The organism is Phreatobacter stygius (assembly GCF_005144885.1).
GTDB classification, from domain to species: Bacteria; Pseudomonadota; Alphaproteobacteria; order Rhizobiales; family Phreatobacteraceae; genus Phreatobacter; species Phreatobacter stygius.
The window spans coordinates 3,213,007-3,239,119 of record NZ_CP039690.1 but is presented as its reverse complement, the minus strand read 5'-3'; the positions used below and the strand labels follow the sequence as shown (position 1 = coordinate 3,239,119).

General features: G+C 66.4%; 24 protein-coding genes. 11 read left to right on the top strand and 13 right to left on the bottom strand.

What is annotated here, in order from left to right:
- Window positions 1-15: 15 nt before the first annotated feature.
- The 9 genes from E8M01_RS15115 to E8M01_RS15075 form a co-directional block, all read right to left on the bottom strand.
- On the bottom strand, window positions 16-888 hold the full coding sequence (locus E8M01_RS15115; protein WP_136960870.1) for a F0F1 ATP synthase subunit gamma: 873 nt from the start codon (window positions 886-888) through the stop codon (window positions 16-18).
- A complete protein-coding gene (locus E8M01_RS15110; RefSeq protein ID WP_136960869.1) occupies window positions 888-1,340 on the bottom strand; it encodes a PH domain-containing protein in 453 nt (150 codons plus the stop codon). Before E8M01_RS15110 ends, E8M01_RS15115 begins: the two co-directional genes overlap by 1 nt.
- 10 nt (window positions 1,341-1,350) lie before the next feature.
- Window positions 1,351-2,877 (bottom strand): F0F1 ATP synthase subunit alpha, encoded by a 1,527-nt coding sequence (gene atpA / locus E8M01_RS15105; protein ID WP_136960868.1) that lies wholly within the window; start codon window positions 2,875-2,877, stop codon window positions 1,351-1,353.
- Window positions 2,877-3,437, bottom strand: a complete 561-nt coding sequence (locus E8M01_RS15100; protein WP_136960867.1) for a F0F1 ATP synthase subunit delta — start codon at window positions 3,435-3,437, stop codon at window positions 2,877-2,879. Before E8M01_RS15100 ends, atpA begins: the two co-directional genes overlap by 1 nt.
- A 303-nt stretch (window positions 3,438-3,740) precedes the next feature.
- Window positions 3,741-5,948: an FAD-dependent oxidoreductase gene (locus E8M01_RS15095; RefSeq protein WP_136960866.1), complete on the bottom strand. Its 2,208-nt coding sequence runs from the start codon at window positions 5,946-5,948 to the stop codon at window positions 3,741-3,743.
- 14 nt (window positions 5,949-5,962) lie between these two features.
- On the bottom strand, window positions 5,963-7,174 hold the full coding sequence (locus E8M01_RS15090) for an acetyl-CoA C-acetyltransferase (protein ID WP_136960865.1): 1,212 nt from the start codon (window positions 7,172-7,174) through the stop codon (window positions 5,963-5,965).
- 43 nt (window positions 7,175-7,217) lie between these two features.
- The gene (locus tag E8M01_RS15085; RefSeq protein ID WP_136960864.1) at window positions 7,218-8,375 is read right to left on the bottom strand and encodes an acyl-CoA dehydrogenase family protein; all 1,158 of its coding nucleotides are present in this window, start codon (window positions 8,373-8,375) and stop codon (window positions 7,218-7,220) included.
- 135 nt (window positions 8,376-8,510) lie between these two features.
- The gene (locus E8M01_RS15080; RefSeq protein WP_136960863.1) at window positions 8,511-10,307 is read right to left on the bottom strand and encodes an acyl-CoA dehydrogenase C-terminal domain-containing protein; all 1,797 of its coding nucleotides are present in this window, start codon (window positions 10,305-10,307) and stop codon (window positions 8,511-8,513) included.
- 82 nt (window positions 10,308-10,389) lie between these two features.
- Window positions 10,390-10,881 (bottom strand): MerR family transcriptional regulator, encoded by a 492-nt coding sequence (locus E8M01_RS15075; RefSeq protein ID WP_136960862.1) that lies wholly within the window; start codon window positions 10,879-10,881, stop codon window positions 10,390-10,392.
- Between the two features lie 187 nt (window positions 10,882-11,068).
- On the opposite strand from E8M01_RS15075, the gene E8M01_RS15070 reads away from it, so the two are divergent.
- Both E8M01_RS15070 and E8M01_RS15065 read left to right on the top strand, forming a co-directional pair.
- Window positions 11,069-11,845 (top strand): sigma-70 family RNA polymerase sigma factor, encoded by a 777-nt coding sequence (locus E8M01_RS15070; protein WP_136960861.1) that lies wholly within the window; start codon window positions 11,069-11,071, stop codon window positions 11,843-11,845.
- 6 nt (window positions 11,846-11,851) lie between these two features.
- Window positions 11,852-12,484 (top strand): NrsF family protein, encoded by a 633-nt coding sequence (locus tag E8M01_RS15065; protein WP_136960860.1) that lies wholly within the window; start codon window positions 11,852-11,854, stop codon window positions 12,482-12,484.
- Between the two features lie 10 nt (window positions 12,485-12,494).
- Here the strand turns inward: E8M01_RS15065 and E8M01_RS15060 are convergent, their stop codons facing one another.
- Together E8M01_RS15060 and E8M01_RS15055 are read right to left on the bottom strand one after the other, a co-directional pair.
- The gene (locus tag E8M01_RS15060; protein WP_136960859.1) at window positions 12,495-12,920 is read right to left on the bottom strand and encodes a nuclear transport factor 2 family protein; all 426 of its coding nucleotides are present in this window, start codon (window positions 12,918-12,920) and stop codon (window positions 12,495-12,497) included.
- 73 nt (window positions 12,921-12,993) lie between these two features.
- Complete coding sequence (locus E8M01_RS15055) at window positions 12,994-13,779, bottom strand: helix-turn-helix domain-containing protein (protein WP_170181906.1); 786 nt, start codon at window positions 13,777-13,779, stop codon at window positions 12,994-12,996.
- Between the two features lie 221 nt (window positions 13,780-14,000).
- Here E8M01_RS15055 and E8M01_RS15050 point away from each other — a divergent pair, with 221 nt between their 5' ends.
- The 8 genes from E8M01_RS15050 to E8M01_RS15015 all read left to right on the top strand — a co-directional run bounded on the left by E8M01_RS15050 (window position 14,001) and on the right by E8M01_RS15015 (window position 20,919).
- Window positions 14,001-14,696 carry a TetR/AcrR family transcriptional regulator gene (locus E8M01_RS15050; protein ID WP_136960857.1) on the top strand — a complete coding sequence of 232 codons (696 nt, stop codon included), beginning with the start codon at window positions 14,001-14,003 and terminating at the stop codon, window positions 14,694-14,696.
- A 73-nt stretch (window positions 14,697-14,769) separates the two neighbouring features.
- Window positions 14,770-15,720, top strand: coding sequence for an ABC transporter substrate-binding protein (locus E8M01_RS15045; RefSeq protein ID WP_136960856.1), 951 nt, complete (start codon window positions 14,770-14,772; stop codon window positions 15,718-15,720).
- On the top strand, window positions 15,717-16,511 hold the full coding sequence (locus E8M01_RS15040; RefSeq protein ID WP_246088741.1) for an ABC transporter ATP-binding protein: 795 nt from the start codon (window positions 15,717-15,719) through the stop codon (window positions 16,509-16,511). Before E8M01_RS15045 ends, E8M01_RS15040 begins: the two co-directional genes overlap by 4 nt.
- Entirely contained in the window at window positions 16,511-17,287 is a 777-nt protein-coding gene (locus tag E8M01_RS15035; RefSeq protein WP_136960855.1) for an ABC transporter permease, read from the top strand. The genes E8M01_RS15040 and E8M01_RS15035 overlap by 1 nt, the downstream gene beginning before the upstream one ends.
- Window positions 17,284-18,048 (top strand): ABC transporter permease, encoded by a 765-nt coding sequence (locus tag E8M01_RS15030; protein WP_136960854.1) that lies wholly within the window; start codon window positions 17,284-17,286, stop codon window positions 18,046-18,048. Before E8M01_RS15035 ends, E8M01_RS15030 begins: the two co-directional genes overlap by 4 nt.
- 13 nt (window positions 18,049-18,061) lie before the next feature.
- On the top strand, window positions 18,062-18,838 hold the full coding sequence (locus tag E8M01_RS15025) for a cyclase family protein (RefSeq protein WP_136960853.1): 777 nt from the start codon (window positions 18,062-18,064) through the stop codon (window positions 18,836-18,838).
- Between the two features lie 4 nt (window positions 18,839-18,842).
- The gene (locus E8M01_RS15020) at window positions 18,843-19,835 is read left to right on the top strand and encodes a fumarylacetoacetate hydrolase family protein (RefSeq protein ID WP_136960852.1); all 993 of its coding nucleotides are present in this window, start codon (window positions 18,843-18,845) and stop codon (window positions 19,833-19,835) included.
- Between the two features lie 61 nt (window positions 19,836-19,896).
- Window positions 19,897-20,919 (top strand): SMP-30/gluconolactonase/LRE family protein, encoded by a 1,023-nt coding sequence (locus E8M01_RS15015; RefSeq protein ID WP_136960851.1) that lies wholly within the window; start codon window positions 19,897-19,899, stop codon window positions 20,917-20,919.
- A 13-nt stretch (window positions 20,920-20,932) separates the two neighbouring features.
- Here the strand turns inward: E8M01_RS15015 and E8M01_RS15010 are convergent, their stop codons facing one another.
- Window positions 20,933-21,799 (bottom strand): hypothetical protein, encoded by an 867-nt coding sequence (locus tag E8M01_RS15010; RefSeq protein ID WP_136960850.1) that lies wholly within the window; start codon window positions 21,797-21,799, stop codon window positions 20,933-20,935.
- A 126-nt stretch (window positions 21,800-21,925) separates the two neighbouring features.
- Window positions 21,926-22,774 (bottom strand): hypothetical protein, encoded by an 849-nt coding sequence (locus E8M01_RS15005; protein ID WP_136960849.1) that lies wholly within the window; start codon window positions 22,772-22,774, stop codon window positions 21,926-21,928.
- Between the two features lie 257 nt (window positions 22,775-23,031).
- On the opposite strand from E8M01_RS15005, the gene polA reads away from it, so the two are divergent.
- Window positions 23,032-26,076: a DNA polymerase I gene (polA, locus tag E8M01_RS15000; RefSeq protein WP_170181905.1), complete on the top strand. Its 3,045-nt coding sequence runs from the start codon at window positions 23,032-23,034 to the stop codon at window positions 26,074-26,076.
- Window positions 26,077-26,113 lie beyond the last annotated feature (37 nt).

Sequence of the window (26,113 nt, the reverse complement as noted above, 5' to 3'; positions counted from 1 at the left end):
ATCTAATTTGGGGCTTCAGAGCGCCTCGGCGCCCGAGATGATTTCAATGAGTTCCTTGGTGATCATCGCCTGACGCGCACGGTTATATTTGAGCGTCTGCTTCTTGATCATCTCGCCGGCGTTGCGGGTGGCGCTGTCCATCGAGGACATGCGGGCACCCTGCTCGGACGCGGCGTTTTCCAGGATGGCCTTGAAGATCTGCACCGTGATGTTGCGCGGCAGCAGGTCGGCCAGGATCTCGCCCTCGCCGGGCTCGAACTCATAAGGGGTCTTGGCGCCGCCGGCGTCACCGCCCGGCACCTGGGCCGGGATCAGCTGGCTGGCGGTCGGGATCTGCGAGATCACCGATTTGAACTTGGAGAAGAACAGGGTCGCGACATCGAACTTGCCCGCCTCGAACAGCTTCAGAAGCTCGCGGCCGACCTGTTCGGCCTGGGCGTAGGACAGCTGCTTGATGGCGCGGAATTCGATGAAGCCGACGATCTGCTTCTCGAACTGGCGGCGGATCAGGTCATGGCCCTTGCGTCCGACGCAAAGGAACTTGACGGTCTTGCCTTCGGCCTGCAGCGCCAGGGCCTTTTCACGGGCGAGACGCACGATGGACGAGTTGAAGGCACCACAGAGGCCACGCTCGGCGGTGCAGACCACCAGCAGATGCACGTCCGACTTGCCGGTGCCGGTCAGCAGCAACGGCGCGTCGGCGCCGGCGACCGAACCGGTGAGGTTGGCCAGCACCGTTTCCATCTTCTCGGCATAGGGGCGGGCTGCTTCGGCCGCGTTCTGCGCACGCTTCAGCTTCGCCGCGGCCACCATCTGCATGGCCTTGGTGATCTTCTGCGTCGCCTTGACCGAAGCGATGCGGTTTCTCAGATCCTTCAAGCTCGGCATCAGCCGACGTCCCTTCTGGCTTCGATGGCCTGTTCCACCTTGCGGCGGAAGGTCAGCGGATCAGCAATTCTCTTGATCGGCGTGGCGTTGATGCCCGTGCCGTGGATGGTCACGTGCCCGAAATTCAGGATGCGGCCCCAGAAGGTCTGATCGACCGAAATCGAATCGACCTTCTCGAGCCGCTGTTCGATGGTGGAGCGGGCGATAAGCCCCCATTTCGCCACCACCTTGCGCGACGTCACCGCCAGCTCCGTCGACCGGGTCAGGATCCAGGCCCCGAGCAGCCAGACGGCGCCGAGAGCCAGGACCACCGCCCCGTAGGGCGGCAGCAGAATGGCGGCGCCGAGGCCCGCGAGCACCGTCACCCCCGGCCAGAAATAGGCGATCCAGTGGATCGTGGCTTCATGCACGACCGTTTCGCCCGGGCCTAAGCTGTTGGTGATGTAGCTCATGAGCCCCTGGTCAGACGAAGGACGCCGCGAAACCCTCGACCACCGACTTCAGCTTGGCGGCCGTGTCGTCCGAGAGGTCCTTGGAGGTGCGGATCGCCTCGAGGATCGCGCCATCGGCGTGCAGCTTGGCCAGCAGGCCGTCCTCGAAAGCCTTGACGCGGTTGAGCGCCAGCTTGTCGAGATAGCCGTTGGTGCCGGCCCAGATCACGCAGACCTGCTCTTCCATCTTCAGCGGCGAATACTGGCCCTGCTTCAGGAGTTCGGTCAGGCGCGACCCGCGGTTCAGCAGGCGCTGGGTGGTCGCATCGAGATCCGAACCGAACTGGGCGAAGGCGGCCATTTCGCGGTACTGGGCGAGCTCGCCCTTGATCTTGCCGGCGACCTTCTTCATCGCCTTGGTCTGCGCCGAGGAGCCGACGCGCGACACCGACAGGCCGACGTTCACCGCCGGGCGGATGCCCTGGAAGAACAGGTCGGTCTCGAGGAAGATCTGGCCGTCGGTGATCGAGATCACGTTGGTCGGGATATAGGCCGACACGTCATTGGCCTGGGTCTCGATGATCGGCAGCGCGGTCAGCGAGCCCTTGCCGGCATCGTCGCCCATCTTGGCGGCGCGCTCGAGCAGGCGGGAGTGGAGATAGAACACGTCGCCCGGATAGGCTTCGCGGCCCGGCGGGCGGCGCAGCAGCAGCGACATCTGGCGGTAGGACACGGCCTGTTTCGACAGATCGTCATAGATGATGACGGCGTGCATGCCGTTGTCGCGGAAAAACTCGCCCATGGCGCAGCCGGAGAACGGCGCCAGGAACTGCATCGGCGCCGGATCGGAGGCGGTGGCGGCGATGACGATCGAATATTCCAGCGCGCCGTTCTCTTCGAGAGCCTTGACGAACTGGGCAACCGTGGAGCGCTTCTGGCCGACGGCGACATAGACGCAATAGAGCTTGGCGCTCTCGTCGGTGCCCTGGTTCAGCGACTTCTGGTTGAGGATGGTGTCGAGCGCGATGGCGGTCTTGCCGGTCTGGCGATCGCCGATGATCAGCTCGCGCTGGCCGCGGCCGATCGGGATCAGCGCATCGATCGACTTCAGGCCGGTGGCCATCGGCTCGTGCACCGACTTGCGCGGAATGATGCCGGGCGCCTTGACGTCGACGCGCGAGCGCTTGTCGGCGACGATCGGGCCCTTGCCGTCGATCGGGTTGCCGAGCGCGTCGACGACGCGGCCGAGCAGACCCTTGCCGACGGGCACGTCGACGATGGCGCCGGTCCGCTTGACCGTGTCGCCTTCCTTGATGTCGCGGTCGTTGCCGAACAGCACGATGCCGACATTGTCGACCTCGAGGTTCAGCGCCATGCCGCGAATGCCGTTGTCGAACTCGACCATTTCGCCGGCCTGGACGTTGTCGAGGCCGTAGACGCGGGCGATACCGTCACCGACGGACAGCACCTGGCCGACTTCAGAGACTTCCGCCTCCTGGCCGAAGTTCTTGATCTGGTCCTTGAGGATCGCAGAAATTTCAGCGGCGCGGATGTCCATCAGCCGACCTCTTTCATGGCGTTTTTAATGGTGTTGAGCTTGGTGCGGAGCGAGGTGTCGATCATTCGCGAACCGACCTTGACGATCAGCCCGCCGAGAATGGCCGGGTCCACCTTGACTTCGATCTTGGGTTCCTTGCCGAGCACGTCCTTGAGCGCTTCGGTGAGCGTCTTGGCGTTGGCAGCCGACAGGCCTTCGGCCACCGTCACCTCGGCGGTGACCTCGCCGCGGGCCTGGGCGACCAGCGCCGAGAATCCGCGAATAATGCCCTCGACGGCGAACAGGCGCCGGTTGGCGGCGACCACCTTGATGAGATTGCCGGCGAGACCGCCGATCTTGGCCTGGCCGAGAATGGCGGTGACGGCCTTGACCTGGTCCTCGGCTGAGAAGACCGGGCTCTTGACCAGCCGCTTCAGATCGTCCGAGCCATCCAGGAGGGCCTTGAAGCGACCGAGATCGGCGGCAACCGCATCGATCTGACCTGCCTCGGTCGCCAGTTCAAAAAGGGCGGAGGCGTAACGCCCTGCCATGCCCGAAACGGTCTTATCTTCGACGGCCACCGCGTGTCTCTCGCGCTCGGCGTCGAGCCATTTCGTTCAGACCTTCGGCCGCACTCGCGTGTGACAGCCGCAAACCCTTGGCTCGACTGGGAAATTGAGACCTGGAGAGAATGCACTGACGCGCCTGCCCCCCGAAGTCGCGTGTCCGTTAGCACACGTATTTCGCCTGTGCAACGGCGGCAGGGGGCAGACCCGGTGCGCCAAAAAGCCCGGGCCTGTGCAAAACTGTCGCGGCTCGGCCGCTCCGACATGAGAACGGGCGGCCCAGGGCCGCCCGTCGCATCGGTGAATCGCAGCTGAGCCTCAGGCCGCCGCCTTCTTCTGCGCCATGCGGCCGTAGAAGGTCTCGCCGGTCGCCGCCATCTCGCGCAACAGCTTGTTGGGCGTGAAGCGGTCGCCGAACTTGGCGGCCAGCGCGTCACATTTGGCGACGAAGGCCTTGGTGCCGGTCATGTCGATATAAGACAGCGTGCCGCCCGACCACGGCGCGAAACCGAAACCGAGGATGGAGCCGACATCGGCCTCGCGCGGATCGGTGACGACACCCTCTTCGACGCAGCGCGCGGCTTCGAGGGCGGTGGTCACCAGCAGGCGGTCGATGACCTCCTGGCGGTCGACGTCCTCGGGCGCGATCTGCTGGCCGACGAACTCCTTCAGGCCCGGCCAAATCGTCTTCTTGCCGGTGTCGGGATAGTCGTAGAAGCCCTTCTTGGCCTTCTTGCCGACGCGGCCTTCCTGTTCGACCAGGAAGGTCAGGAGCTTTTCCTGCTGCGGGTCGACCGCCTGCTCGCCGACCTGGATCTTGGTCGCTTTCAGGATCTTCAGGCCGAGATCGATGGCGACCTCGTCGTTCAGCGTCAGCGGCCCGACCGGCATGCCCGCCTGCTTGGCGAGATTGTCGATCATGACCGGCGGCACGCCTTCCATCAGCAGAAGATGGGCTTCCTTGATGTAATTGCCGACGCAGCGATTGACGTAGAAGCCGCGGGTGTCGTTGACCACGATCGGCGTCTTCCGGATCGCCTTGACGTAGTCCAGCGCCGTGGCGAGCGCCCGGTCACCGGTCTTCTCGGCCATGATCGTCTCGACCAGCATCATCTTGTCGACCGGCGAGAAGAAGTGGATGCCGATGAACTGGTCCGGGCGGACCGAGTTCTTGGCAAGCCCGGATATCGGCAAGGTCGAGGTGTTGGAGGCGAAGATGCAATCCGGACGGATCGCCGCTTCGGCCTTCTTGATCACGTCGGCCTTGACCGCCGGATCCTCGAACACCGCCTCGACGATCAGGTCGCAACGGCTAAGATCGGCATAGTCGGCGGTCGGCTTGATCTTGGCGAGCAGCGCCTCGCGCGCCGCCGAGGTCGAGCGGCCCTTGTTGATCTGGTCGGTGACCAGCTTGTGGGAATGGGCCTTGCCCTTCTCCGCACTGTCCATGTCGCGGTCGAGCAGGACGACGTCCATACCGGCAAGCGCCGTGACATAGGCAATGCTGGCGCCCATGAAGCCGGCGCCGAGCACGCCGACGGTGCCAAGCTTGGCCGGCGGCACGCCTTGCGGCCGGCGCAGCCCCTTGCCGAGCGCGCCGAGCGAGACGAACAGCGAGCGGATCATCGCATGGGCCTGCGGCGAGCGCAGGACATGGGCGAAGTGCCGCGATTCGATGCGCAGCGCGATATCCATCGGCACCTGCAGGCCTTCATAGACCACCTGCATGATGGCGCGGGCGCCGGGGAAATTGTCATAGGTCTCGCGCCGGTAGATGGCGTTGGCCGGCGGCCAGGTCATCATGCCGGCGGCCGAATAGACCGGTCCCGACGGCAGGCGGAACTTGTCCTTGTCCCACGGCTTCTTCGGGTCGACACCGGCCTTCAGCCGGGCCTTGGCCGCCTCGACCAGATTTGCCGCCGGAACGATCTCGTCGATCAGGCCGAGCGCCTTGGCCCGGTCGGCCTTCAGCTGGTCGCCCTTCAAGAGCATCTGCAGGGCATCCTGGGTATTGGTCATGCGCGGCACGCGCTGGGTGCCGCCGGCGCCCGGGAACAGGCCAACCTTCACTTCGGGCAGGCCGACGCGCAGCTTCGGATTGTCGGAAGCGATGCGGGCATGGCTCGCCAGCGCGATCTCGAAGGCACCGCCGAGGCACATGCCGTTGATCGCGGCGACGAAAGGTTTGCCGCAGGTCTCGAGCTTGCGCAGGATCAGCGACAGCGACCGGCTCTCTTCGAAGAAGGCGACCATGGCCGCCTCTTCGCCCTTGGCCTTCACATTGGCCGCATAGGCCTTGCCCGAACGCTCGAGCATGGTCAGATCGGCGCCGCCGGAGAAAGTGTCCTTCGCCGAGGTGATGACGCAGCCCTTGATCGCCGGATCGGCGACGACGGCGTCGACCGCCGCGTTGAGATCCTGGCCGACCGACTCGTCGATGACATTCATCGACTTGTCTTTCATGTCCCAGGTGAGGAGCGCGATGCCGTCGGCGTCGACCGACCAGGTAAAGTTCTTGAGGTTCATGGTCCTGTCTCCTCTCAGACGCGCTCGATGATCGTCGCCGTGCCCATGCCGGCGCCGATGCACAGCGTCACGAGGGCGGTCGACTTGCCGGTGCGCTCGAGTTCGTCGAGCACGGTGCCGAGGATCATGGCGCCGGTAGCGCCGAGCGGGTGGCCCATGGCGATGGCGCCGCCACAGACGTTCATCTTGTCGTGGGAAATGTCGAAATGTTGCATGTAGCGCAGCACGACCGAGGCGAAGGCCTCGTTCAGCTCGAACAGGTCGATGTCGCCGATCGTCATGCGCGCCTTCTTCAGGAGCTTTTCGGTGACGTCGATCGGACCGGTCAGCATGATCGCCGGTTCCGAGCCCATATTGGCGAAGGCGCGGATGCGCGCGCGCGGCTTCAGGCCGGCGGCGGTTCCGGCATTCTTGTTGCCGAGCAGGATGGCGGCGGCACCGTCGACGATGCCCGAGGAGTTGCCGGCATGGTGGACGTGGGTGACGCCTTCGATTTCCGGATAGGCCTGGACCGCAACCGCGTCAAAGCCACCCGCCTCGCCCATCATGACGAAGGAGGCATTCAGGCTCGCCAGCGACTGCATGGTGGTCGACGGGCGCATGTGCTCGTCATGGGCCAGGATCGTGATGCCGTTGATGTCCTTGACCGGAATGACCGAGTTCTTGAACCGGCCTTCTTCCCAGGACCTGGCGGCGCGCTTCTGGCTCTCCACCGCATAGGCATCGACGTCGGCGCGCGAGAAACCATATTTGGTCGCGATCAGATCGGCCGAGACGCCTTGCGGCAGAAAGTAGCTCTTCACCGCGATCGACGGGTCGGCCGGCCAGGCACCGCCCGAGGCGCCCATGCCGACACGCGACATGCTCTCGACGCCGCCGGCAACGGTCATCTCGTGCTGGCCGGCCATCACCTGGGCGGCGGCGAAATTGACCGCATCGAGGCCGGAGGCGCAGAAGCGGTTGATCTGGATGCCCGGAACCTCCTGGCCGTAATCGGCCTTCAGCGCCGCGATGCGGGCGATGTCGCCGCCGGCCTCGCCGACCGGATCGACGCAGCCGAGCACCACGTCATCGACCAGCCGCTTGGTGTCGAGATTGTTGCGCGCCTTGAGGGCGCGCAGCGCCTGGGTCGCCAGTTCCAGCGCGGTCACCTCGTGGAGGGACCCGTCGGCCTTGCCTTTGCCGCGCGGCGTGCGGACATGGTCATAGACGAAAACGTCGGTCATGGCGGGTTCCTTTCCCGTATCGAACCTTCAGGCGCGCAACGCCTCAGAGCGTGCGCGAAATCAACAGCTTCATGATCTCGTTGGTGCCGCCATAGATGCGCTGGATGCGCGCGTCGCGGTACATGCGCGAGATCGGATATTCGTCCATGAAGCCGTAGCCGCCGAACAGCTGGAGGCAACGGTCGACAATGGTGTTCTGCAGGTCGGAGAGCTTGTATTTCGCCATCGAAGCCATGGCGGTGTCGCACTTTCCTTCGATATGCAGGCCGACGCAGTACTCGTAGAAAACCTTGGCCATGGTCGCCTGGGTCTTCATGTCGGCCAGTTCGAACTGGGTGTTCTGGAAGTCGATGATGCGCTTGCCGAAAGCCTTGCGTTCCTTGACGTAGTCGATGGTCAGGCCGAGAGCCCGCTCGATCATGGCGACCGCGGCGCCGGCAATGGTCAGGCGCTCCTGCGGCAGCGACTGCATCATCTGGTAGAAGCCCTGGTTCGGCTCGGAACCGAGCAAGGCCTCCGCCGGCAGCTTCATGTCGTCGAAGAACAGTTCCGAGGTGTCGGCCCAGTCGAGGCCGAGCTTCTTCAGCTTGCGGCCGCGGCGGAAGCCCGGCGCGTTGTCGGTCTCGACCACGAACAGCGAGACGCCCTTGGCGCCCTGGCTCGGATCGGTCTTGGCCGCCACCACGATCATATTGGCGTGCTGGCCATTGGTGATGAAGGTCTTCGAGCCGTTCAGCACCCAGCCATTGCCGGAGCGCTCGGCCTTGGTGCGGATGCCCTGGACGTCGGAGCCGGCTCCGGGCTCGGTCATGGCGAGCGCGGCGATCAGTTCGCCGGTCGCCATCTTGGTCAGCCAGTTCTGCTTCTGCTCGCTGGTGCCGTAATGGAAAATATAGGGCGCGACGATCGGTCCGTGGATCGCCCAGCCCCAACTGTCGGCGCCGGCCAGACCGATCTCATGGGCAATGATCGCCTCGTGGCCGTAATTGCCGCCGGAGCCGCCATATTCCTCGGGGATCGAGGCGGACAGCAGGCCAGCCTCGCCAGCCTTGGTCCAGGCATCGCGGTCCATCACGCCGGCCTCGGTCCAGCGCTCGATATTCGGCACGAATTCCTTGGCGAGGAAGGCCTTGGCGCTGTCCGCGAGCATCTGGTGCTCTTCGGTGTGCCAGGCCGGCTTCGGCAGGTTGAGCGGGCTCATGACGAAACTCCCAAGGGTCGTTTTTTTAGGCGACTGTCGCAGATCGAGCGTGCTGTTACACCATCGAATGCGCGACACCCTCCATTGGTCATTCGGGAGAGCCCGCCGGACCGGCGGGCTCGCCGTTTCCCGGACTCAGAAGGCGTCGGCCGGCAGCGCCATCATCGAATCCGCGCCGGCCGTGATGCGGGCGAGATGCGCCGCGGTTTCCGGCATCATCTGCTCGAAGAAGAAACGCGCGACGCCAAGCTTGGCGTTCATCCGCTCTTCCGTGCCATTGGCGCCGTTGGCGAGCTTCAGATTGGCCGCCTTGGCCATTTTCGCCCACATGTAACCCATGGCCACCAGGCCGAAGAGATGCATGTAGGGCGTCGAGCCGGCGCCGGCATTGTCCGGCTTGGCCATGGCGTTCTGCATGAACCACATGGTCGCCGCCTGCAGGTCCTTCAGGCCCTTCGACAACGAACCGATGAAGGGGGCCAGCGCCGCGTCGTCCTTGTTCTGCGAGCAGAAGGCGCCAACCTCGCCGAAGAAGCTCATCACCGCCCGGCCGCCATTGGCGCCGAGCTTGCGGCCGACCAGGTCGAGCGCCTGGATGCCGTTGGCACCCTCATAGATCATGGTGATGCGGGCATCGCGGACGAACTGGCCCATGCCCCATTCATTGATATAGCCGTGGCCGCCATAGAGCTGCTGCGCCTTGACGGCATTGTCGAAGCCGAGATCGGTCAGCACGCCTTTGACCACCGGGGTCATCAGGCCCATGTGGTCATCGGCCTTCTGCTTCTCGGCGGCATCCTCGGAGCGGTGATGGACGTCGGCCTGCAGCGCGGTCCACAGCACCAGGGCGCGGCCGGCCTCGTTGACCGCGCGCATGGTCATCAGCGTCCGCCGGACATCCGGATGCACGATGATCGGATCGGCCGGCTTGTCGGGCGCCTTCGGGCCCGACAGCGAGCGGCCCTGCAGGCGATCCTTGGCATAGGTGACGGCGTTCTGATAGGCGACTTCCGATTGCGACAGGCCCTGCAGGCCGACCGACAGGCGCGCCTCGTTCATCATCACGAACATGGCCGGCAGGCCCTTGTTCTCCTGGCCAACCAGCCAGCCGGTCGCCTCGTCATAGTTCATGACACAGGTCGAATTGCCGTGAATGCCCATCTTCTCCTCGATCTTGCCGCAGGAGACGGGGTTCCGGCTGCCGGCATTGCCGTCGGCATCGGGCAGGAATTTCGGCACGACGAACAGCGAGATGCCCTTGGTGCCGGCCGGCGCGCCTTCGATGCGGGCGAGCACCAGGTGCACGATGTTCTCCGACATGTCGTGCTCGCCGGCCGAGATGAAGATCTTCTGGCCTGATATCTTGTAGGAGCCGTCGCCCTGGGGCACGGCCTTGGTGCGCAACAGCCCGAGATCGGTGCCGCAATGCGGCTCGGTCAGGTTCATCGTGCCGGTCCAGACCCCCGACGCCATCTTGGGCAGGTAGGTCCGCTTGATCTCGTCATTGGCATGGACATGCAAGGCCGCCATGGCGCCCTGGGTCAGGCCCGGATACATCGCCCAGGCGAGGTTCGACGACGACAGGAATTCGCCGATCGCCGCATTGAGCACCACCGGCAGGCCCTGGCCGCCATAGTCCGGATCGGCGGAGAGCGCCAGCCAGCCGCCCTCGCGATATTGCTCATAGGCCGCCTTGAAACCCGGCGGCGTGGTGACCGAGCCGTCGTCATTGCGATGGCAGCCGATGGTGTCGCCGACGACATTGAGCGGCTGCAGCACCTCTTCGCAGAGCTTGGCGCCTTCGTTCAGCACAGCTTCGACCAGATCGCGCGGCGCGTCGGAAAAGCCCGGCAGATTGCCGTAGTTTTCCATGTTCAGCACATCGTACAGAACGAACAACGTGTCCTCGACAGGGGCCTTATAGACCGGCATGGCTCTTCTCCCTCAAGACACCCGCGCTTGATGGCGACGCGGGAGGTTGGCTTCGACCGGCCCGTCCGGGGCCGGCATGACGTCAGTCGCCGTCGGGCGTGGTGCCCTTGGTGGCGAGCCGCTGGTCGATGACCGTGATGGCCCGCTCGAGTTCGTTGATGGCTGTGTCGATGTCGCGCTTCTGGCTACGCAGGCGGGCAACCTGCTCGCGATATTTGCCGCGCGCGACCTTCATCTGTGTGACGCCGCCGTCGCCGAGGTCATAGAGGTCGAGCATGGCTTTGACCTCTTCCAGCGAGAAGCCGACACATTTGCCCATCAGCACCAGCCGGAGCCGGCCGCGGTCACGGCGCGAATAGAGCCGGTCCTGGCCGCTGCGCTCGGGCGCGATCAGGTTCTTTTCTTCGTAGAAGCGCAGGGCCCGTGCGGTGACGCCGAATTCACGGGTCATTTCGCGGATGGTCAGGAAATCCTTCGTCGCGGTCGGCGATGCGCCGCCGGCGCCGGCCACGAGATCGGCGAGCGTCGCGGCCGAGCCGCGTCCATGGGCATCGAGGATCAGCGGGTGCGTCATCCTGCAAGGGCCTCGGGCGTCACCGGCGGCAGGGTCTTGCCGCGATCGACGGTGGTCTAGCGTCCGTTTACGTAAACGTCAACATATTTCCTTGCGACCGGTCACGCGATGACTGCGTCAGGCCGGCTCGTTCGCGGCCTTGGCGGGGTCGCCGGCCGGCCCCTGGCCGAACCGCCGACGCAGTGGAATGGCCTGCAGCGGCAAGGCCCGGCGGGCATCATGGCCCCTGCATCTCGCATTGCAAGCGGCGGCGCATTGCAAGCCGCGTCGCATTGCAAGCGCCGCGGTCTTCGCGGCACGGGCGAAGGATGTTACCTCTGGCCGCGCGGCCGAATGGTGGCCGCGCCACGATAATCCGACCGCACCGGCCGTAACGTTTGGGCGTTACGTCACGAACAAGGGCAATGGGTCCGAGGTGAGAGATCGCGACGACGAGTGGCGCGCGCTGATGCGCGCCGGCCTGGCCGGCGACGCGGCAGCCTATGGGCGGCTGCTCGGCGAGCTTGCGCCATTCTTGCGGATGATTGCCCGCAGCGGCCTTGCCCGCGCCGGGCGGTCGACCGCGGAAGCGGAGGATATCGTGCAGGAAGTGCTGATCGCCATCCATACCAAGAGAACCAGCTGGATCGCCACCCAGCCGCTGGTGCCTTGGGTGCGCGCGATCCTCCGCCACAAGCTGATCGATGCATTGCGCCGCCGCGGCTCGACCGGCGAGGTCGATATCGATGCCCTGGCCGAAGTGGTGGCGGCGCCGTCCAACGAGCCGGAAATCGCCACGCGCGACGTGTTGAAGCTCGCCGAAAACCTGCCCGGCGGCCAGAAGGCGGTGATCCGCGCCATGTTCGTCGATGGCCACAATACGGCGGAGACCGCCAGCGCCCTGTCGATGAGCGAAGGCGCGGTGCGCGTCGCGCTCCACCGAGGCCTCAGCGGCCTTGCCAAGATGCTGCGCGGGAGCGTGTGAACTCAGATGAAGACCGATGACCTGATCGCCGCGCTGTCGCGCGATGCCACCCTGACCGAAGCGCCGGCTTCGCGCCGGATCGCGCTGGCGCTGGTCGTTTCGGCGGTGATCGCCTTCGCGCTGCTGATGCTGGTGGTCAAGCCGCGCTCCGACCTCGCTGAGGCTGCGACCACCATGCTGTTCGATCTGAAGATGGTCTATGTCGCGACCCTGGTGGTCGGCGCGGTCGCCCTGCTCCGCGCCGCTGCCCGGCCCGAAGGCGTGCTCTCGCCGGTCCTGCTCCTGGTGCCGGCCGCGCTCATGCTGTTCGGCCTCGGCCATGAACTGGCGACCCAGGCGCCGGCGGCCTATGGCACGCGCCTCGTCGGCCGCAACTGGGCGCTCTGCCTGGTCGCCATTCCCTTCATGGCGGCAGCCCCGCTGGCCGCCATCCTGGCCGCCATGCGCGCGGGCGCGCCAGCCGACCCGACGCGCGCCGGCGCCATTGCCGGCTTCGCCGCCGGCGCGATCGCGGCGGTGTTCTACGGCCTGCACTGCGTCGACGACTCGCCACTGTTCGTCGCGACCTGGTACACGGTCGCGATCGGCGTCATGGCCGCCGCCGGCGCCGCCATCGGCCGCCGGGTGCTGGCCTGGTAGCCAGTCGCGGTCAGCCATCGGCGAGGAACCGGTCGACCAGGGCCTGGTCGACATCGAACACCCAGCAGGTGTCGAGCCGGTCGTCCCGGATCGTATAGACCAGCGTGCGCTCCAGCTCGGCGCGCAGGGCACCACGCTCGAACGCCTCCCGCGCGATGACCACGGCACGGTTCGGACCGGCCAGGCAGTCGACGATCGCCAGCAGCTTGCGATTGGTCCGGCGGCTGACCTCGGCAAGCACCTTGAGCGCCGCCGGCTTGCCGGCATGAATGCCCGAGAACGGATTGGCGCCGCCGTAATGCAAGGTGAAATCGTCGTGGTAGCAGCCGGCCAAGGCTTGCCGGTCGCCGGCAAGCCAGGCCGCGCAATAGCGCTGCACGACCGCCAGGTTGGCGTTGCGCAGGTGGTCGTCATAAGCGTCGTTCAGAACGGACATCGCGGCTCCCTCAGGCTCCATTCGCCATGCGGCAGGATGGCGGGGACGGCGCCGTCCGGCTTTCAAAAACCGGCTATCGTGCCGGCGGTGCCTGGACAATCGTCAGGCCAGGCCTGGCGAAGGCCGAGGGCGTGAGGCCGAACATGGCGCGAAACGCGCTGCTGAAATGCGCCGAGCTGGCAAACCCCGCGCCGAGCGCCGCCGCGGTGAGGGGCTCGCCCCTGGCCATCGCCCTGATCGCCGCGCCCATCCGGGTCCAGAGCTTGTAGCGCCGGAAAGCGAGCCCGGTCTCGTCCTTGAACAGGTGCTGGAGCCTGGAGGCCGACAGGCCGATTGCCGCGGCATGCTGGTCGAGGCCATTGGCACGCTCGGGCTCGCGCGCCAGCCGCCGGATGACGGCTTTGATCCGGTCATCGCCCGGCGCCGCTGGCGAAAGCTGCAGGATCGCGGCCAGCTCTTCGCGCAGCTCGGACCAGGCAGCGCCCTGGCGCAGCCGGCCGAGCAGGCCAAGATAAGCCGCCTCGTCGGCATGGCCGTGGCTGTCGGCCGGACCGACGGCACGCATCCGGGCGCGCAGCCGGGCATGATCGGCGCTCGCCGGATCGACATAAAGAAAGGCCATCGGCGCCGGCCCGGGCCTGATCCAATGCAGGGTATTGGCCGGAATCAGCGCGGTCCGGCAGGCAACGAAATCGGGCTCGCTGCGGCTCGGATCGCGCGCCAGGCCGAATTCACCATCGAGGCTGGCGCAGAGCACGGCGGCGGCGTTGCGGTGGGCGCCGAGCCCGAAGCTCGGCCCGAGATAAAGCGCGCGCGCGCCCCAGAAGAACAGTCTCGCGGAATCAGCGGCCGGGCTCATGGCGTCCGTCGGTCTGGCGCGGGACGATTGCCCGCGGGCTCGCCGCTCGAGCCTATCGCGGCTCTGTCCAGACACCAAGGACAGGTCTTGCCAGGCACCAAGGACAGGTCTTGCCAGACACCAAGGACGGGTCTTGCCGGACACCAAGGACAGGTCTTGCGCCGGGCGCCTCCGCATGCTTGACTGATCGAACAGTCAGTAACTCCTTGCGCCGGTTACCTATGCCCGAACCGCTTGCGAAAACCCGCATCAAGCCGACGTCGAAGGAGGATATTCTCGACGCGGCGGAGCGGCTTTTTGCCAAATTGGGCTTCGACGGCGCCAGCATGCGCGAGATCGCCCAGTCGGCCGGCGTCGCCCAGGCGCTGCTGCACTATCACTTCCGGACCAAGGAAGGCCTGTTCGAGGCCATGTTCGCGCGCCGCTCGGGCGCCATCAACCGGATCCGCCTGGCCAGGCTCGAGACCATGATCGCCCGCGGCAACCTGACGGTCGAAGAGATCGTCGATTCGCTGCTGCGACCAACCGTCGAGGCCGGGCACGATCCGTCGCGTGGCGGCCATTCCTTCGCCAATCTGATCCTGACCACCGGCGCCTCCAACAATCCCTGGGCGCAGGGGCTGATTGCGGCGAGCTATGACGCCATGGCCAAGCGCTATATCGCGGCGCTCCGGATGGCGCTGCCCGACCTGTCGCTCGCCGACGCGACCTGGGGCTATCTGTTCATCATCGGCTCGGCACTGACCCAGATGTCGCCGACCGGACGCGCCGACCGGCTGTCGGAAGGCGCGACGTCCGACCGCGATACCGAGGCCCTGCTGTCGCGCGCCGCGCGTTTCGCCGCGGCGGGCCTGCGCGCCTTCGCCGAGGCGCGCCCGCGCCCGGCTTTGCCGGAGGCCAAGCCTCCGACCATCTGACCCTTCCATCATCAACAACAACCGGACGGCCAAGATCCGGACCAGAACAAGCTCGATCAGGAGGACGATGTCCATGACCAAACTGACCCGCCGTGGCTTCACGGGCGGCCTTGCCGCCGGCACCGCACTCGCCGGCCTTCCGGCCAGCGCCCAGGCGCCGACGAAAATCTTGCTCGGCTATACCGCCGTTGCCGATTTCACCTCCGCCTTCGTTGCCCAGGAGGAAGGCCATTTCCGCAAGCGCGGCCTCGATGTCGGCTTCCAGCTGATCGCGCTGAACTCCAATATTCCCGCGGCCCTGCAGGCCGAGAGCGTGCAGATCGGCGGGCCGACGCCGTCGGTGATGCTGCAGGCCAATGACGGCGGGCTCGACCTGGTGGCCATCGCCGGCGGTTCGGTGACCTCCAAGGACGTCGCCAATTACGGCTTCGTCGAGAAGACCGGCGCGGGCATCACCGATGCCAAATCGGCCGAGGGCAAGCGCATTGGCGTGCCCGGCCTCGGCGCCTTCCTGCATGTGCTGTTCCGCAAGTGGATGGCCGAGAAGGGCGCCGACTGGAAGAAGGTCACCTTCGTCGAGACGCCGTTCCCGCAAATGGCCGATATCCTGCGCGGCGGTTCGGTCGACGGCCTGATCACCGGCTCGCCGATCATGGAACGCATCGTCCAGGGCAATATCGGCCGCGTGGTGTCCTATTTCCACACCGAGCTGCCGGCCGGCCTGCCGGCCATCCTCTATTCGACCACCCGCGCCTGGGCGACCAAGAACCCGCAATTGATCAAGGCGTTCCGCGAGGGCCTCGCCGAAGGTTCGGCCTTCGTCGCCGACAAGGCCAACGACACCAAGGTGCGCTCGGTGATCGGCAAATATATCCCGCTGCCGCCCGCCGTCCTCGCCACCGCGATCATCTCGGCGCAGAAGCCGACCATCACGGTCGCCGAGATCGACTACTGGATCAAGATCATGCGCGAGCAGGACATGCTGCGCGGCCAGCCGGTCGCAACCAACGTCGTCCTGCCGTGAGCAAGCCGGATATGCTCGCCCGTACGCCGGCCGACAACGCCGCCATCGCTTTCGCCGGGCTCCGTGTGGAGCTCGGCGGCAAGCCGATCCTGGACAATGTGACGCTCGACGTGAAGCCGGGCGAGTTCATCTGCGTGATGGGCCCGTCGGGCTGCGGCAAGACCACACTTCTGCGGGTGGTCGCCGGCCTGGTCGCCGCCACCGCCGGCAGCGTCACCTCGTTCGGCCGGCCGATCACCGGCCCGACGCGCGAGGTCTCGGTGGTGTTCCAGGACTATGGCCGCGCGCTCCTGCCCTGGCGCAATGCCAGCGGCAATGTCGCGCTGGCACTGGAAGCCGCCGCCATGCCGCGCGCCGAGCAGGGACCGCTGATCGAAGCCCTGCTGGAAAAGGTCGGGCTGAAGGACCATGCCGACAAATTCCCCTCGCAGCTCTCGGGCGGCATGCAGCAGCGGCTGCAGATCGCCCGCTGTCTCGCCCAGGATCCCAAGATCCTCTTGATGGACGAGCCGTTCGGCGCGCTCGACGCGATGACCCGCCAGCAGTTGCAGGACGAGGTGCTGGCGCTCGCCGCCGAGCGCAACACCACGGTGTTCTTCGTGACCCATGACCTCGAAGAAGCGCTCTATCTCGGCGACCGCGTGGTCGCGCTTCTGCCCAATCCGGGGCGGATCGCCCGCCTCGTCGACGTGCCGCTCAAGCGTCCGCGCAACCAGCTGACCACCCGCGAGCACCCGGACTTCCTGCAGCTCCGGCGCGACCTGTTCGACATGATGCAAGAGGGCCATTGATGTCCGGCTCTTCCACCGGCTGGGCCAAGGCGGCGGCCCTGCCGCTCGCGGTGCTGGTCGCCGCCGAGATCTGGTTTCGCGGACCGGGCGCCGCCTCCGAGAGCCTGGCGGCGCCGTCGGCGGTCGCCAGGGCCTGGGCGGAGGCGCTGGCCGACGGCACGCTTGCCGTCGCCACCTATCAGACGCTGATCGGCGCCGTCGGCGGCCTTATCATCGGCGCCGTGTCGGGCCTGGTGCTCGGCTTCCTGATCGGCCTGTCGCGCACCGCGATCGCCCTGACGACACCGTCGGTGGAGCTGTTCCGGCCGATCCCGTCGGTCGCGCTCATCCCGCTCGCCATGCTGATCTTCGGTTTCGGCTACCGCATCGAGATGGCGATCGTCGCCTTCGCCACGTTCTGGCCCTGCCTGATCCTGGCGCAGGCCGCCGCCTCGCAGATCGAGCCGCGGCTCCTGGAGGTGTCCAAGGTGATCGGCCTGACACCGGCACAGCGGCTGTGGAAAATCGTGCTGCCGGCGGCCATGCCGCGCATCTTCGTGGCGCTCAGGCTGGCCGCCGGTTTTGCCCTGGTGGTCGCGGTCACGGTCGAGATCGCCGCCAACCCGCAAGGGCTCGGCTACATGCTGGTGATCGCGCAGCAGTCGCTCAGGCCGGAGCTGATGCTCGCCGCGCTCTTGTGGATCGGCTTCATCGGCTGGGGCGTCAATGCCGGCCTCAACGTCCTGCAGGGACGGCTGTTCCGCCACCAGCGGATCGCCGCGGAGGCGCGGACATGAAGACGCGTGACATCCTCGTGTTCATCGGCTCGCTCGGCGTCGTCGCGGCGATCCTGTTCCTGTGGTGGCTCGCCGCCGTCACCGGCAGCGTCTCGCGCGCCTTCGTGCCCAACCCCTTCGATGCCTGGGCCGCGCTGATCGACGGCTTCCGGCGCGGCGACCTCTTGAGCCAGACCATCGGCACGGTCGGCCGCATGCTGCAGGGCTGGCTGCTCGCCGGCCTGGTCGGCGTGGTCCTGGGCGCCGCCATCGGCCTGTCCAGGACGGCGCGCGACTATCTGCAGCCGACGCTGGAATTCCTGAGGCCCCTGCCGGCCTCGGCGATCATTCCGGTGGCGATCGCGCTGATGGGCCTGTCACCGGCCATGGCGCTCACCGTCGTCGCCTTCGGCTCGCTCTGGCCGACGCTGCTCGGCACCATCCACGGCTTCGCCGAGGTCGAACCTCGCCTGAAAGAGGTGGCGCGCTGCCTGCAGATGTCGGGGCCGGCCTTCGCCTGGAAGATGGGCCTGCCCAATGCCATGCCCGACATCCTGGCCGGCATGCGGCTGTCGATGACGGTGGCGCTGATCCTGGCGATCATCTGCGAGATGCTGGCGTCCCAGGCCGGTCTCGGCACCGCGATCCTGCTCGCCGCCCGGTCGTTCCAGTCGGCCGACCTGTTCGCCGGCATCGCGCTGTTGGGCGCGATCGGCCTCGTCTCGAACCTGGCTCTGCGTGCGGTCGAAAAGCACACGCTGCGCTGGCAAACACAGCACTGACGGAGGAACTACCATGGCGCGCCGGATCGTCGACCTGTCCGTATCGCTCCGAGCCGACATCGCCTCGGACCCGCCGGGCACCACCCCGTCGATCACCTATATCGACCACAAGGCCTCGGTGCAGCAGATCCTGCAATTCTTTCCGGGCCTGACCCGGGACGACCTGCCGGGCGGCGACGGCTGGGCGGTCGAGATGCTGGCCTGCTCGACCCATAACGGCACCCATCTCGATGCGCCCTATCATTTCCACTCGACCACGGATGGCGGCAAGCCGGCCTGGACCATCGACGAAATGCCGCTCGAATGGTGTCTGCAGCGCGGCGTGAAGCTCGATTTCCGGCACTTCCCGGACGGTTATGTGGCAAGTGCCGCCGATGTCGACGCCGAGTTGAAGCGGGCCGGCGTGACGCTTCAGCCGCTCGACATCGTGGTGGTCAACACGGCGGCGGGCGCCCGCTATGGCGAGCCCGACTATGTCGGCCGCGGCTGCGGCATGGGCCGCGAGGCAACCCTCTATCTGACCGAACGCGGCGTCAGGATCACCGGCACCGACGCCTGGAGCTGGGACGCGCCCTTCATCCATACCGCCAAGAAATATGCCGAGACCCACGATGCCGGCCTGATCTGGGAAGGCCATCGCGCCGGCATGGTGCGTGCCTATGGCCATATCGAGAAGCTGACCAATCTCGACCAGCTGCCGGCGACCGGTTTCCAGATTTCCTGCTTCCCGTTCAAGATTCACAAGGCTTCCGCCGGCTTCTGCCGGGCGGTCGCGATCTTCGAGGACTGAGCCGATGAAACTCGTGACCTTTGCCGACACGCAGGGCCGGCAGCTCGTCGGCGCGGTCGTCGGCACGGCCAGCGCCGAACGCGTGCTGGATCTGGCCGCCGCGGCCAGGCGCTCGGGCGAGCCCGACCAGGCTTTCGGCTCCATGCTGGCGCTGATCGATGCCGGTTCCGCCGGGCTCGATCTCGCCCGGCGGCTGGTCGAAGCCCGCTCCGGCGATGAAGACCTGTCGCAGCCGCTCGCCGCGACAAGGCTGTTGGCGCCGATCCCGGTGCCGCCGCAGATGCGCGATTTTTCCGTGTTTCCCGGCCATATCATCCAAGCGCCGGTCGGCATGCGGCGGATCGTTGCGCGGATGCAGGGCGACGAGGCCGCGGCCGCGGCGGTAAAACCCGATGCCGACGTGCCTCAGGTCTATCGTGACAGACCGATCTATTACATCACCAACCGCTTCAGCGTGGTCGGCACCGGCACCGAGGTGGTCTGGCCGTCCTACAGCAAGCTGATGGATTTCGAACTCGAGTTCGGCATCGTGCTCGGTCGTGGCGGCACCGATATCGCCAGGGACAAGGCAAAAGACCACATCTTCGGTTACACGATTTTCAACGACTTCTCGGCACGCGATGCCCAGTTGGCCGAAATGCAGGGCATGCTCGGCCCGACCAAGGGCAAAAGCTTCGATGCCGGCAATGCCATGGGGCCGTACCTCGTCACCGCCGACGCGGTGAAGGATCCCTACGCGCTGAAGGCGGTCGCCAGGATCAACGGCGAGACCTGGACCGATACGACGACCGCCGGGATGCTGCATTCCTTCGAGGACATGATCGCCTATGTCTCGCGCTCGGAGACGCTGCATGCCGGCGAATTCTTCGGCTCCGGTACGGTCGGCGGCGGCTGCGGGCTCGAGCTCGACCGCTTCCTCAAGGCCGGCGACGTGGTCGAGCTGACGGTCGAAGGCTTGGGCACGCTGACCAACCGCGTCGTCAGAAAAGACGCCTGAGCGGCGCCGTCACGTCTCCAAAAGCGCGGACACACGCGCGTCATATCCCCTGAGGAAACCCATGGCGAACAACCCGATCGACGGCTTCACGGTCGACCGCAGCGCAATCGGTTATGTCGGCGAAGGGCTGCAGCGGCCGGAATGCATCCTGGCCGAACGCGACGGCTCGTTGTGGGCGGCGGATGCCCGCGGCGGCGTGGTGCATATCCGTGCCGACGGCTCGCAGCAGTTGATCACCCAGAGCGAGGCCAATGCCTTCGCCGGCGCCACCGACGAGGCCACCCGCTTCACTGTCGGCACGCTGCCGAACGGCCTCGCCTTCGCCCGCAACGGCGACATCGTCATCTCCAATTTCGGCACTGACCGGCTGGAGATCATGAACCGCACGACCGGCGAGACCCGGGTGCTGGCCGACACGATCGACGGGAGGCCGATCGGCAAGGTCAATTTCGTGCTGCGCGACTCCAAGGACCGGCTGTGGCTGACCATTTCGACGCGTATCGTCAACTGGATGCAGGCCGTGTCGCCCAAGATCGCCGACGGCTTCATCGCGCTCTACGACCAGGGCCGGCTCAAGGTGGTGGCCGACAACATCGCCTTCACCAACGAGATCCGCTTCGATGCCGGGGAAGAATGGCTCTATGCGGTCGAGACCTCGGGGCCGAAGATCACCCGCTTCCGCGTCCAGAACGACGGCAGCCTGACCGAACGGCAGACCTTCGGGCCGGAGGATCACGGCGCGCCGATCGACGGTATCGCCTTCGATGCCTTCGGCAATCTCTGGGGCACCCATGTGATGATGGACCGCATCTTCGCCATCACCCCGGAAGGCGAATTGCGCATTCTGCTCGACGACCACGACCCCTGGACCAGCCGGCAATTGATGACCGCCTTCTACAAGGGCGAGGCGGGGCCGGAGCATATGCTGGCGGCCGGCGGCCGCATCGCGCCCTGGTTCGCTTCCGTCACCTTCGGCGGGCCGGACCTGAAGACGGTCTATATCGGCTCGCTGCGCGGCACCCGCATCCCGTTCTTCCGCTCGCCGGTGGCCGGTCTTCCGATGGTCCACTGGAACGAACGCTAACCCGACATTCGGGCTAGGCGCTCGCCGGAGTGGCCGCACCATAGGCCGGGGGCTGCTGACGGGTGGCTTCCTCGGCGAGGCTGGCAGCATGCCAGTCGAACAGGCGCTGCCGCTCCTCAGGCCGCATGTCGAGAACGGTCAGCCCGCCATCGAGCAGCAGAACCTCGCCGTTCGGCCCGCCGGCGGCGAGCGCCTGCGAACCGGCCTGGTCGACGAAAAACGGCCAAAGCCCGGCGGGGAAATCGACCGCGGTCTCGGGCCCGAAAGCCGGGCCCGACATTGGCCGCGCGTAGGTCCAGGTCCAGGTCTTGCCGTTCTCGGTGCCCTCGCCACGCAGGTCGACCAGAAGCGGGCTCAGGACCTTGCCGGACAGCGCGCGCAAAGGCTTGTTGGGATCGCCGGTCCGCCGCCGCACGGCCTGGCGCAGGGACGCGAGAGCCCCTGCGCCGAACAGCGCGACGAACAGGCCGACGGTGATCAGCCGGTTCCAGAAATGGTCGAGCGCCAGGTCGGTGGTGACGACATTCGGGTTGCCCTTCTGCTGCATCACCCGGATCGAATAGGCCCCGAGATGCAGATCGAAGAAGCCGAAGCTCGTCTCTTCGCGGATGTTTCCGGCCGGACCGCGTCGCTCGATCGTCGCATCGCAGAAATGCAGAACAAGCTTGCTCTTGCATTTTCCCGATATGAATCGCGCTTGCGTGGCCGGCTCGACATTGCCGACGAGGCGCGCATCCTTCACCAGGTCCGGCCCCATCAGGAAAGCGATGCCGGCGACAAACAGGACGCCGGTCAGAAACAGCGCGAAGGCGCCGAGCCGGCTCGGCCGCTTGGGCAGCAGCACCTTCAGGGGGCGGGTGGGGAAAGGCGGCTGATGCATGGCGGCGTCCATCGTCTCGGTCCACAGGAGGTGTCGGGGACACCACCTAGAGCGACGATGTTTCAGCTCTGCGGCGCCAGCCGGCGGCGGACGCTTCGGACGGACCGCCGCGAACGACAGGCTCCCTTAGGCGGTCTGGACCGCGGCCTGCGCAGCATTGCGCTCCGCCGCCTTGTCGAGCAGCGACTGGCGCCAGGCCTGCAAGGTCTGGCGCTCCTCGTCGGTCATGCCGAGAACCGCCAGGTCGTTGTCCAGCAGCAGCGCCTCGCCGCCCGGACGGCCGACCACCGCCAGCGCCTTGGTGCCCTCCGGATTGAGGAAGAAGGGCCAGGTGCCGGCCTCGAAGCGGACCGAGGTTTCCTTGCCGAGCGAGGGACCTGCCGGCGTGTAGCGCCAGGTGCGCCCCTTGTCGCCCTCGTCCTGGTGACCGTGAATGTCGGCGATAACCGGCGTCATGACCGTATTGTTCAGTGGCTTGAACGCCTTGTTGACGCCCTCCCCGCGGCGAAACGCCTGCCGGAGCAGGGCGAAGCCACCGACGATGAACAGAATGAACAAGCCACCGGCGAGCAGGGCTCGATCCCAGAGATGATCGAGCGCCAGCGAGGTGGTGACGACGGCGGGATTGCCCTGCCGCTGCACGACATGGGTCGAATAGGACCCGAAATGCAGGTCGATGAAGGCGAAATGGCTTTCCTCCCGCACCGGGCCGCTGGCGGTGCCGCGCTCGATCGTCGCGTCGCAGAAATGCAGAATGATCTTGCTGCGGCACTTGCCGGTGACGACGCGCGCATTCGGCGCGGGTTCGTCGTTGCCGTTGATCTGGAAATCCTGCGCCAGGCCAGGCGCGGAGAAATAGGCCAAACCGCCGGCCAGGCCCATCATGACAAAAAAGAAGAAGACGGCGCTGATCTTGCTGGCGGGTTTGGGCAAGACGACGGGCAGCGGCCTGATCGGAAAAATGGGATTGGCCATGACATCCTCAAATCAAAAGGGCCGGCTAATACGAGAGCCTGATCGCCGCAACCGGCAGCGAATCTCCTTAGGGAAGAAGCACAATCATGCCGCGAAATGCGCTTGTTTCAATCTTTGTCCGTGGCACCCTGGTCTTCCCGCCACGCAGGGCAGACCCCGTCGCATGACCAGCCGGCGGTTCCCTTGGCGAAGACGACATGACGCGCGCGTCGCCGCCGTCCATAATGCCCTCCGACTCGTTTGAGGCTTCCCGCACCATGCACGCCGACCATCACCGCCCCGTCCGCGAAGGCGATCGCGTCTTTCTCGTCGACGCTTCCTCCTTCGTCTTCCGCTCCTATTTCCAATCGATGAACCAGGACCGGAAATACAATTCCCGGTCGGATGGGCTGCCGACCGGCGCGGTCAGGCTGTTCGCCACCAAGATCCTGCAATTCGTCCAGGACGGCGCGCTCGGCGTAAAACCGACCCATCTGGCGATGATCCTGGACAAGAGCGAGAACTCGTTCCGCAAGGTGCTCTACCCGGCCTACAAGGGTAACCGGCCGCCGCCGCCGGAGGACCTGGTGCCGCAGTTCCCGCTGATGCGCGACGCCATCCGCGCCTTCGGCCTGCATCCGATCGAGCAGGACACCTATGAGGCCGACGACCTGATCGCGACCTATGCCGAACAGGCCAAGGGCCGCGGCGCGGACGTGCTGATCATCTCCGCCGACAAGGACCTGATGCAGCTGGTCGGGCCGCGCGTCGCCTTTTACGATCCGGAGAGCGGTATCAAGGGCAAACCCGGCTATCGGCCCGAGCGCCTGCTGATCCACGAGGATCGCTTCGAGCGCTGGAACGTGCCGGTCGACAAGCTCGGCGAGGTCTCGGAATATTGGGAAGGCCAGCCGCCCGAAAAGATCGTCGACATCCAGGCGCTGGAAGGCGACACCTCGGACAATGTGCCGGGCGCACCGGGCATCGGCCGCAAGACGGCGGCCCAGCTGATCGCCGAATTCGGCGATGTCGAGACGCTGCTGGCGCGCGCGGCTGAGATCAAGCAGCCGAAGCGGCGCGAAACCCTGACCGACCCCGAAGTGATCGAAAAGGTGCGCTTGTCGCGCAAGCTGGTCGAACTGGTGCGCGACGTGAACGTCGAGATACCGCTCGACGAGACCGGCCTGGAAAAACCCGACGGCAAGACCCTGGTCGCCTTCCTGAAGGCCCTGGAATTCACCACCATCACACGCCGGGTCGCCGAGCTCTATGGCGTCGATGCCAGCCAGATCGAACCGGACCCGCGGCTCGCCCCGGTCGCCGGTGCGTCCCGGGCGGTGGCGGTCGCCGCGCCAGGTGCCGCCGATGGCGCCGCGGCAGCGCCGCCCGCCGCCGCCGAGGCGAGCTTCGGGGATGTCGAAGCCACGCCGCAGGCGCTGGCCGCGCGCGTCGCCCAGACGTTGAAGACCACTCCGGTCGATCGCTCCGGCTATCTCTGCATCACCACCCTCGACGCGCTCGATGCCTTCATCGCCGAGGCGCGCGAGGCCGGCGTGGTGGCGCTCGACACCGAGACCACTTCGCTCGACGCGATGAGCGCCGAACTGGTCGGCTTCTCGCTGGCAACCGCCGCCGGCAAGGCCTGCTATGTACCGCTCAACCATCGCGCCGGCAGCGAAGGCCTGTTCGATTCGGGCCTGGTGCCGGACCAGATCCCGATCCGCGCCGCGCTCGACCGGCTGAAGGCGCTGGCCGAAGATCCCGGTGTCCTGAAGGTCGGGCAGAACCTGAAATACGACCTGCTGATCCTCGGTCGCTACGGCGTGACGGTAGCGCCCTATGACGACACCATGCTGATCTCTTACGTGCTCGACGGCGGGCGCGGCGGCCACGGCATGGATGCCTTGTCGGAACGCCATCTCGGCCACGAGACGATCGCCTATTCGAGCGTCGCCGGTTCAGGCAAGAACGCCGTCACCTTCGATCGGGTGCCGCTCGACAAGGCGACCGCCTATGCCGCGGAGGATGCCGACGTAACGCTCAGGCTCTGGCAGGTGCTCAAGCCCCGCCTGCCGGCCGAAGCCAAGACCAATGTCTACGAGACGCTGGAGCGGCCGCTCGCCGCCGTGCTCGCCCGCATGGAACGGCGCGGCATCCTGGTCGACCGCCAGGTGCTGGCACGATTGTCCGGCGATTTCGCCCAGACCGCCGCCCGCGTCGAGGCGGAGATCCAGGTGCTGGCCGGCGAGCCGCTCAATCCCGGCTCGCCCAAGCAGCTCGGCGACATCCTGTTCGGCAAGATGAGCCTGCCCGGCGGCACCAAGACCAAGACCGGCGCCTGGTCGACCGCGGCCGGCGTGCTGGAGGACCTCGCCGAGCAAGGCCACGAGCTACCGCAGAAGATCCTCGACTGGCGCACCGTCTCGAAGCTCAAGTCGACCTATACCGACGCCCTGCCGACCTACATGAACGCCGAGACCGGCCGGGTTCACACCTCGTTCTCGCTCGCCGCCACCACGACCGGCCGGCTGTCCTCGTCGGAGCCCAATATCCAGAACATTCCGGTTCGCACCGAGGAAGGCCGCAAGATCCGCACCGCCTTCATCGCGGCGCCCGGCATGAAACTGGTCTCGGCCGACTACAGCCAGATCGAGCTGCGCGTGCTCGCCCATATCGCCGACATCCCGCAGTTGCGCCAGGCTTTCGCCGATGGCGTCGACATTCACGCAATGACCGCGTCGGAGATGTTCGGCGTGCCGGTCAAGGGCATGGATCCGCTGGTGCGCCGGCGCGCCAAGGCGATCAATTTCGGCATCATCTACGGCATTTCGGCCTTTGGCCTGGCCAATCAGCTGGGCATCGCGCGCGAAGAGGCCGGCGCCTATATCAAGAAATATTTCGAGCGCTTTCCCGGCATCCGCGACTACATGGATGCGACCAAGGCGTTCTGCCGCGAGAACGGTTATGTCGAGACGATCTTCGGCCGGCGCTGCCATTTCCCGGCGATCCGGTCGGGCAATCCGTCCGAACGCGCCTTTGTCGAGCGCCAGGCGATCAATGCGCCGATCCAGGGCTCGGCCGCCGATGTCATCCGCCGCGCCATGATCCGCATGGATGCGGCGCTCGCCGCCGCCAAGCTCGATGCCCTGATGCTGCTGCAAGTGCATGACGAACTGGTGTTCGAAGTGCCGGACGCCGAGGTCGACCGCAGCCTGCCGGTGATCCGCCGGGTGATGGAGGATGCGCCCTTCCCGGCGCTGCAGCTCAAGGTGCCGCTCGCCGTCGACGCGCGCGCCGCGGCGAACTGGGACGAGGCGCACTGAGGCCGGGGGCGCCTCAGGCCCGGCTGACCGTCGCTGG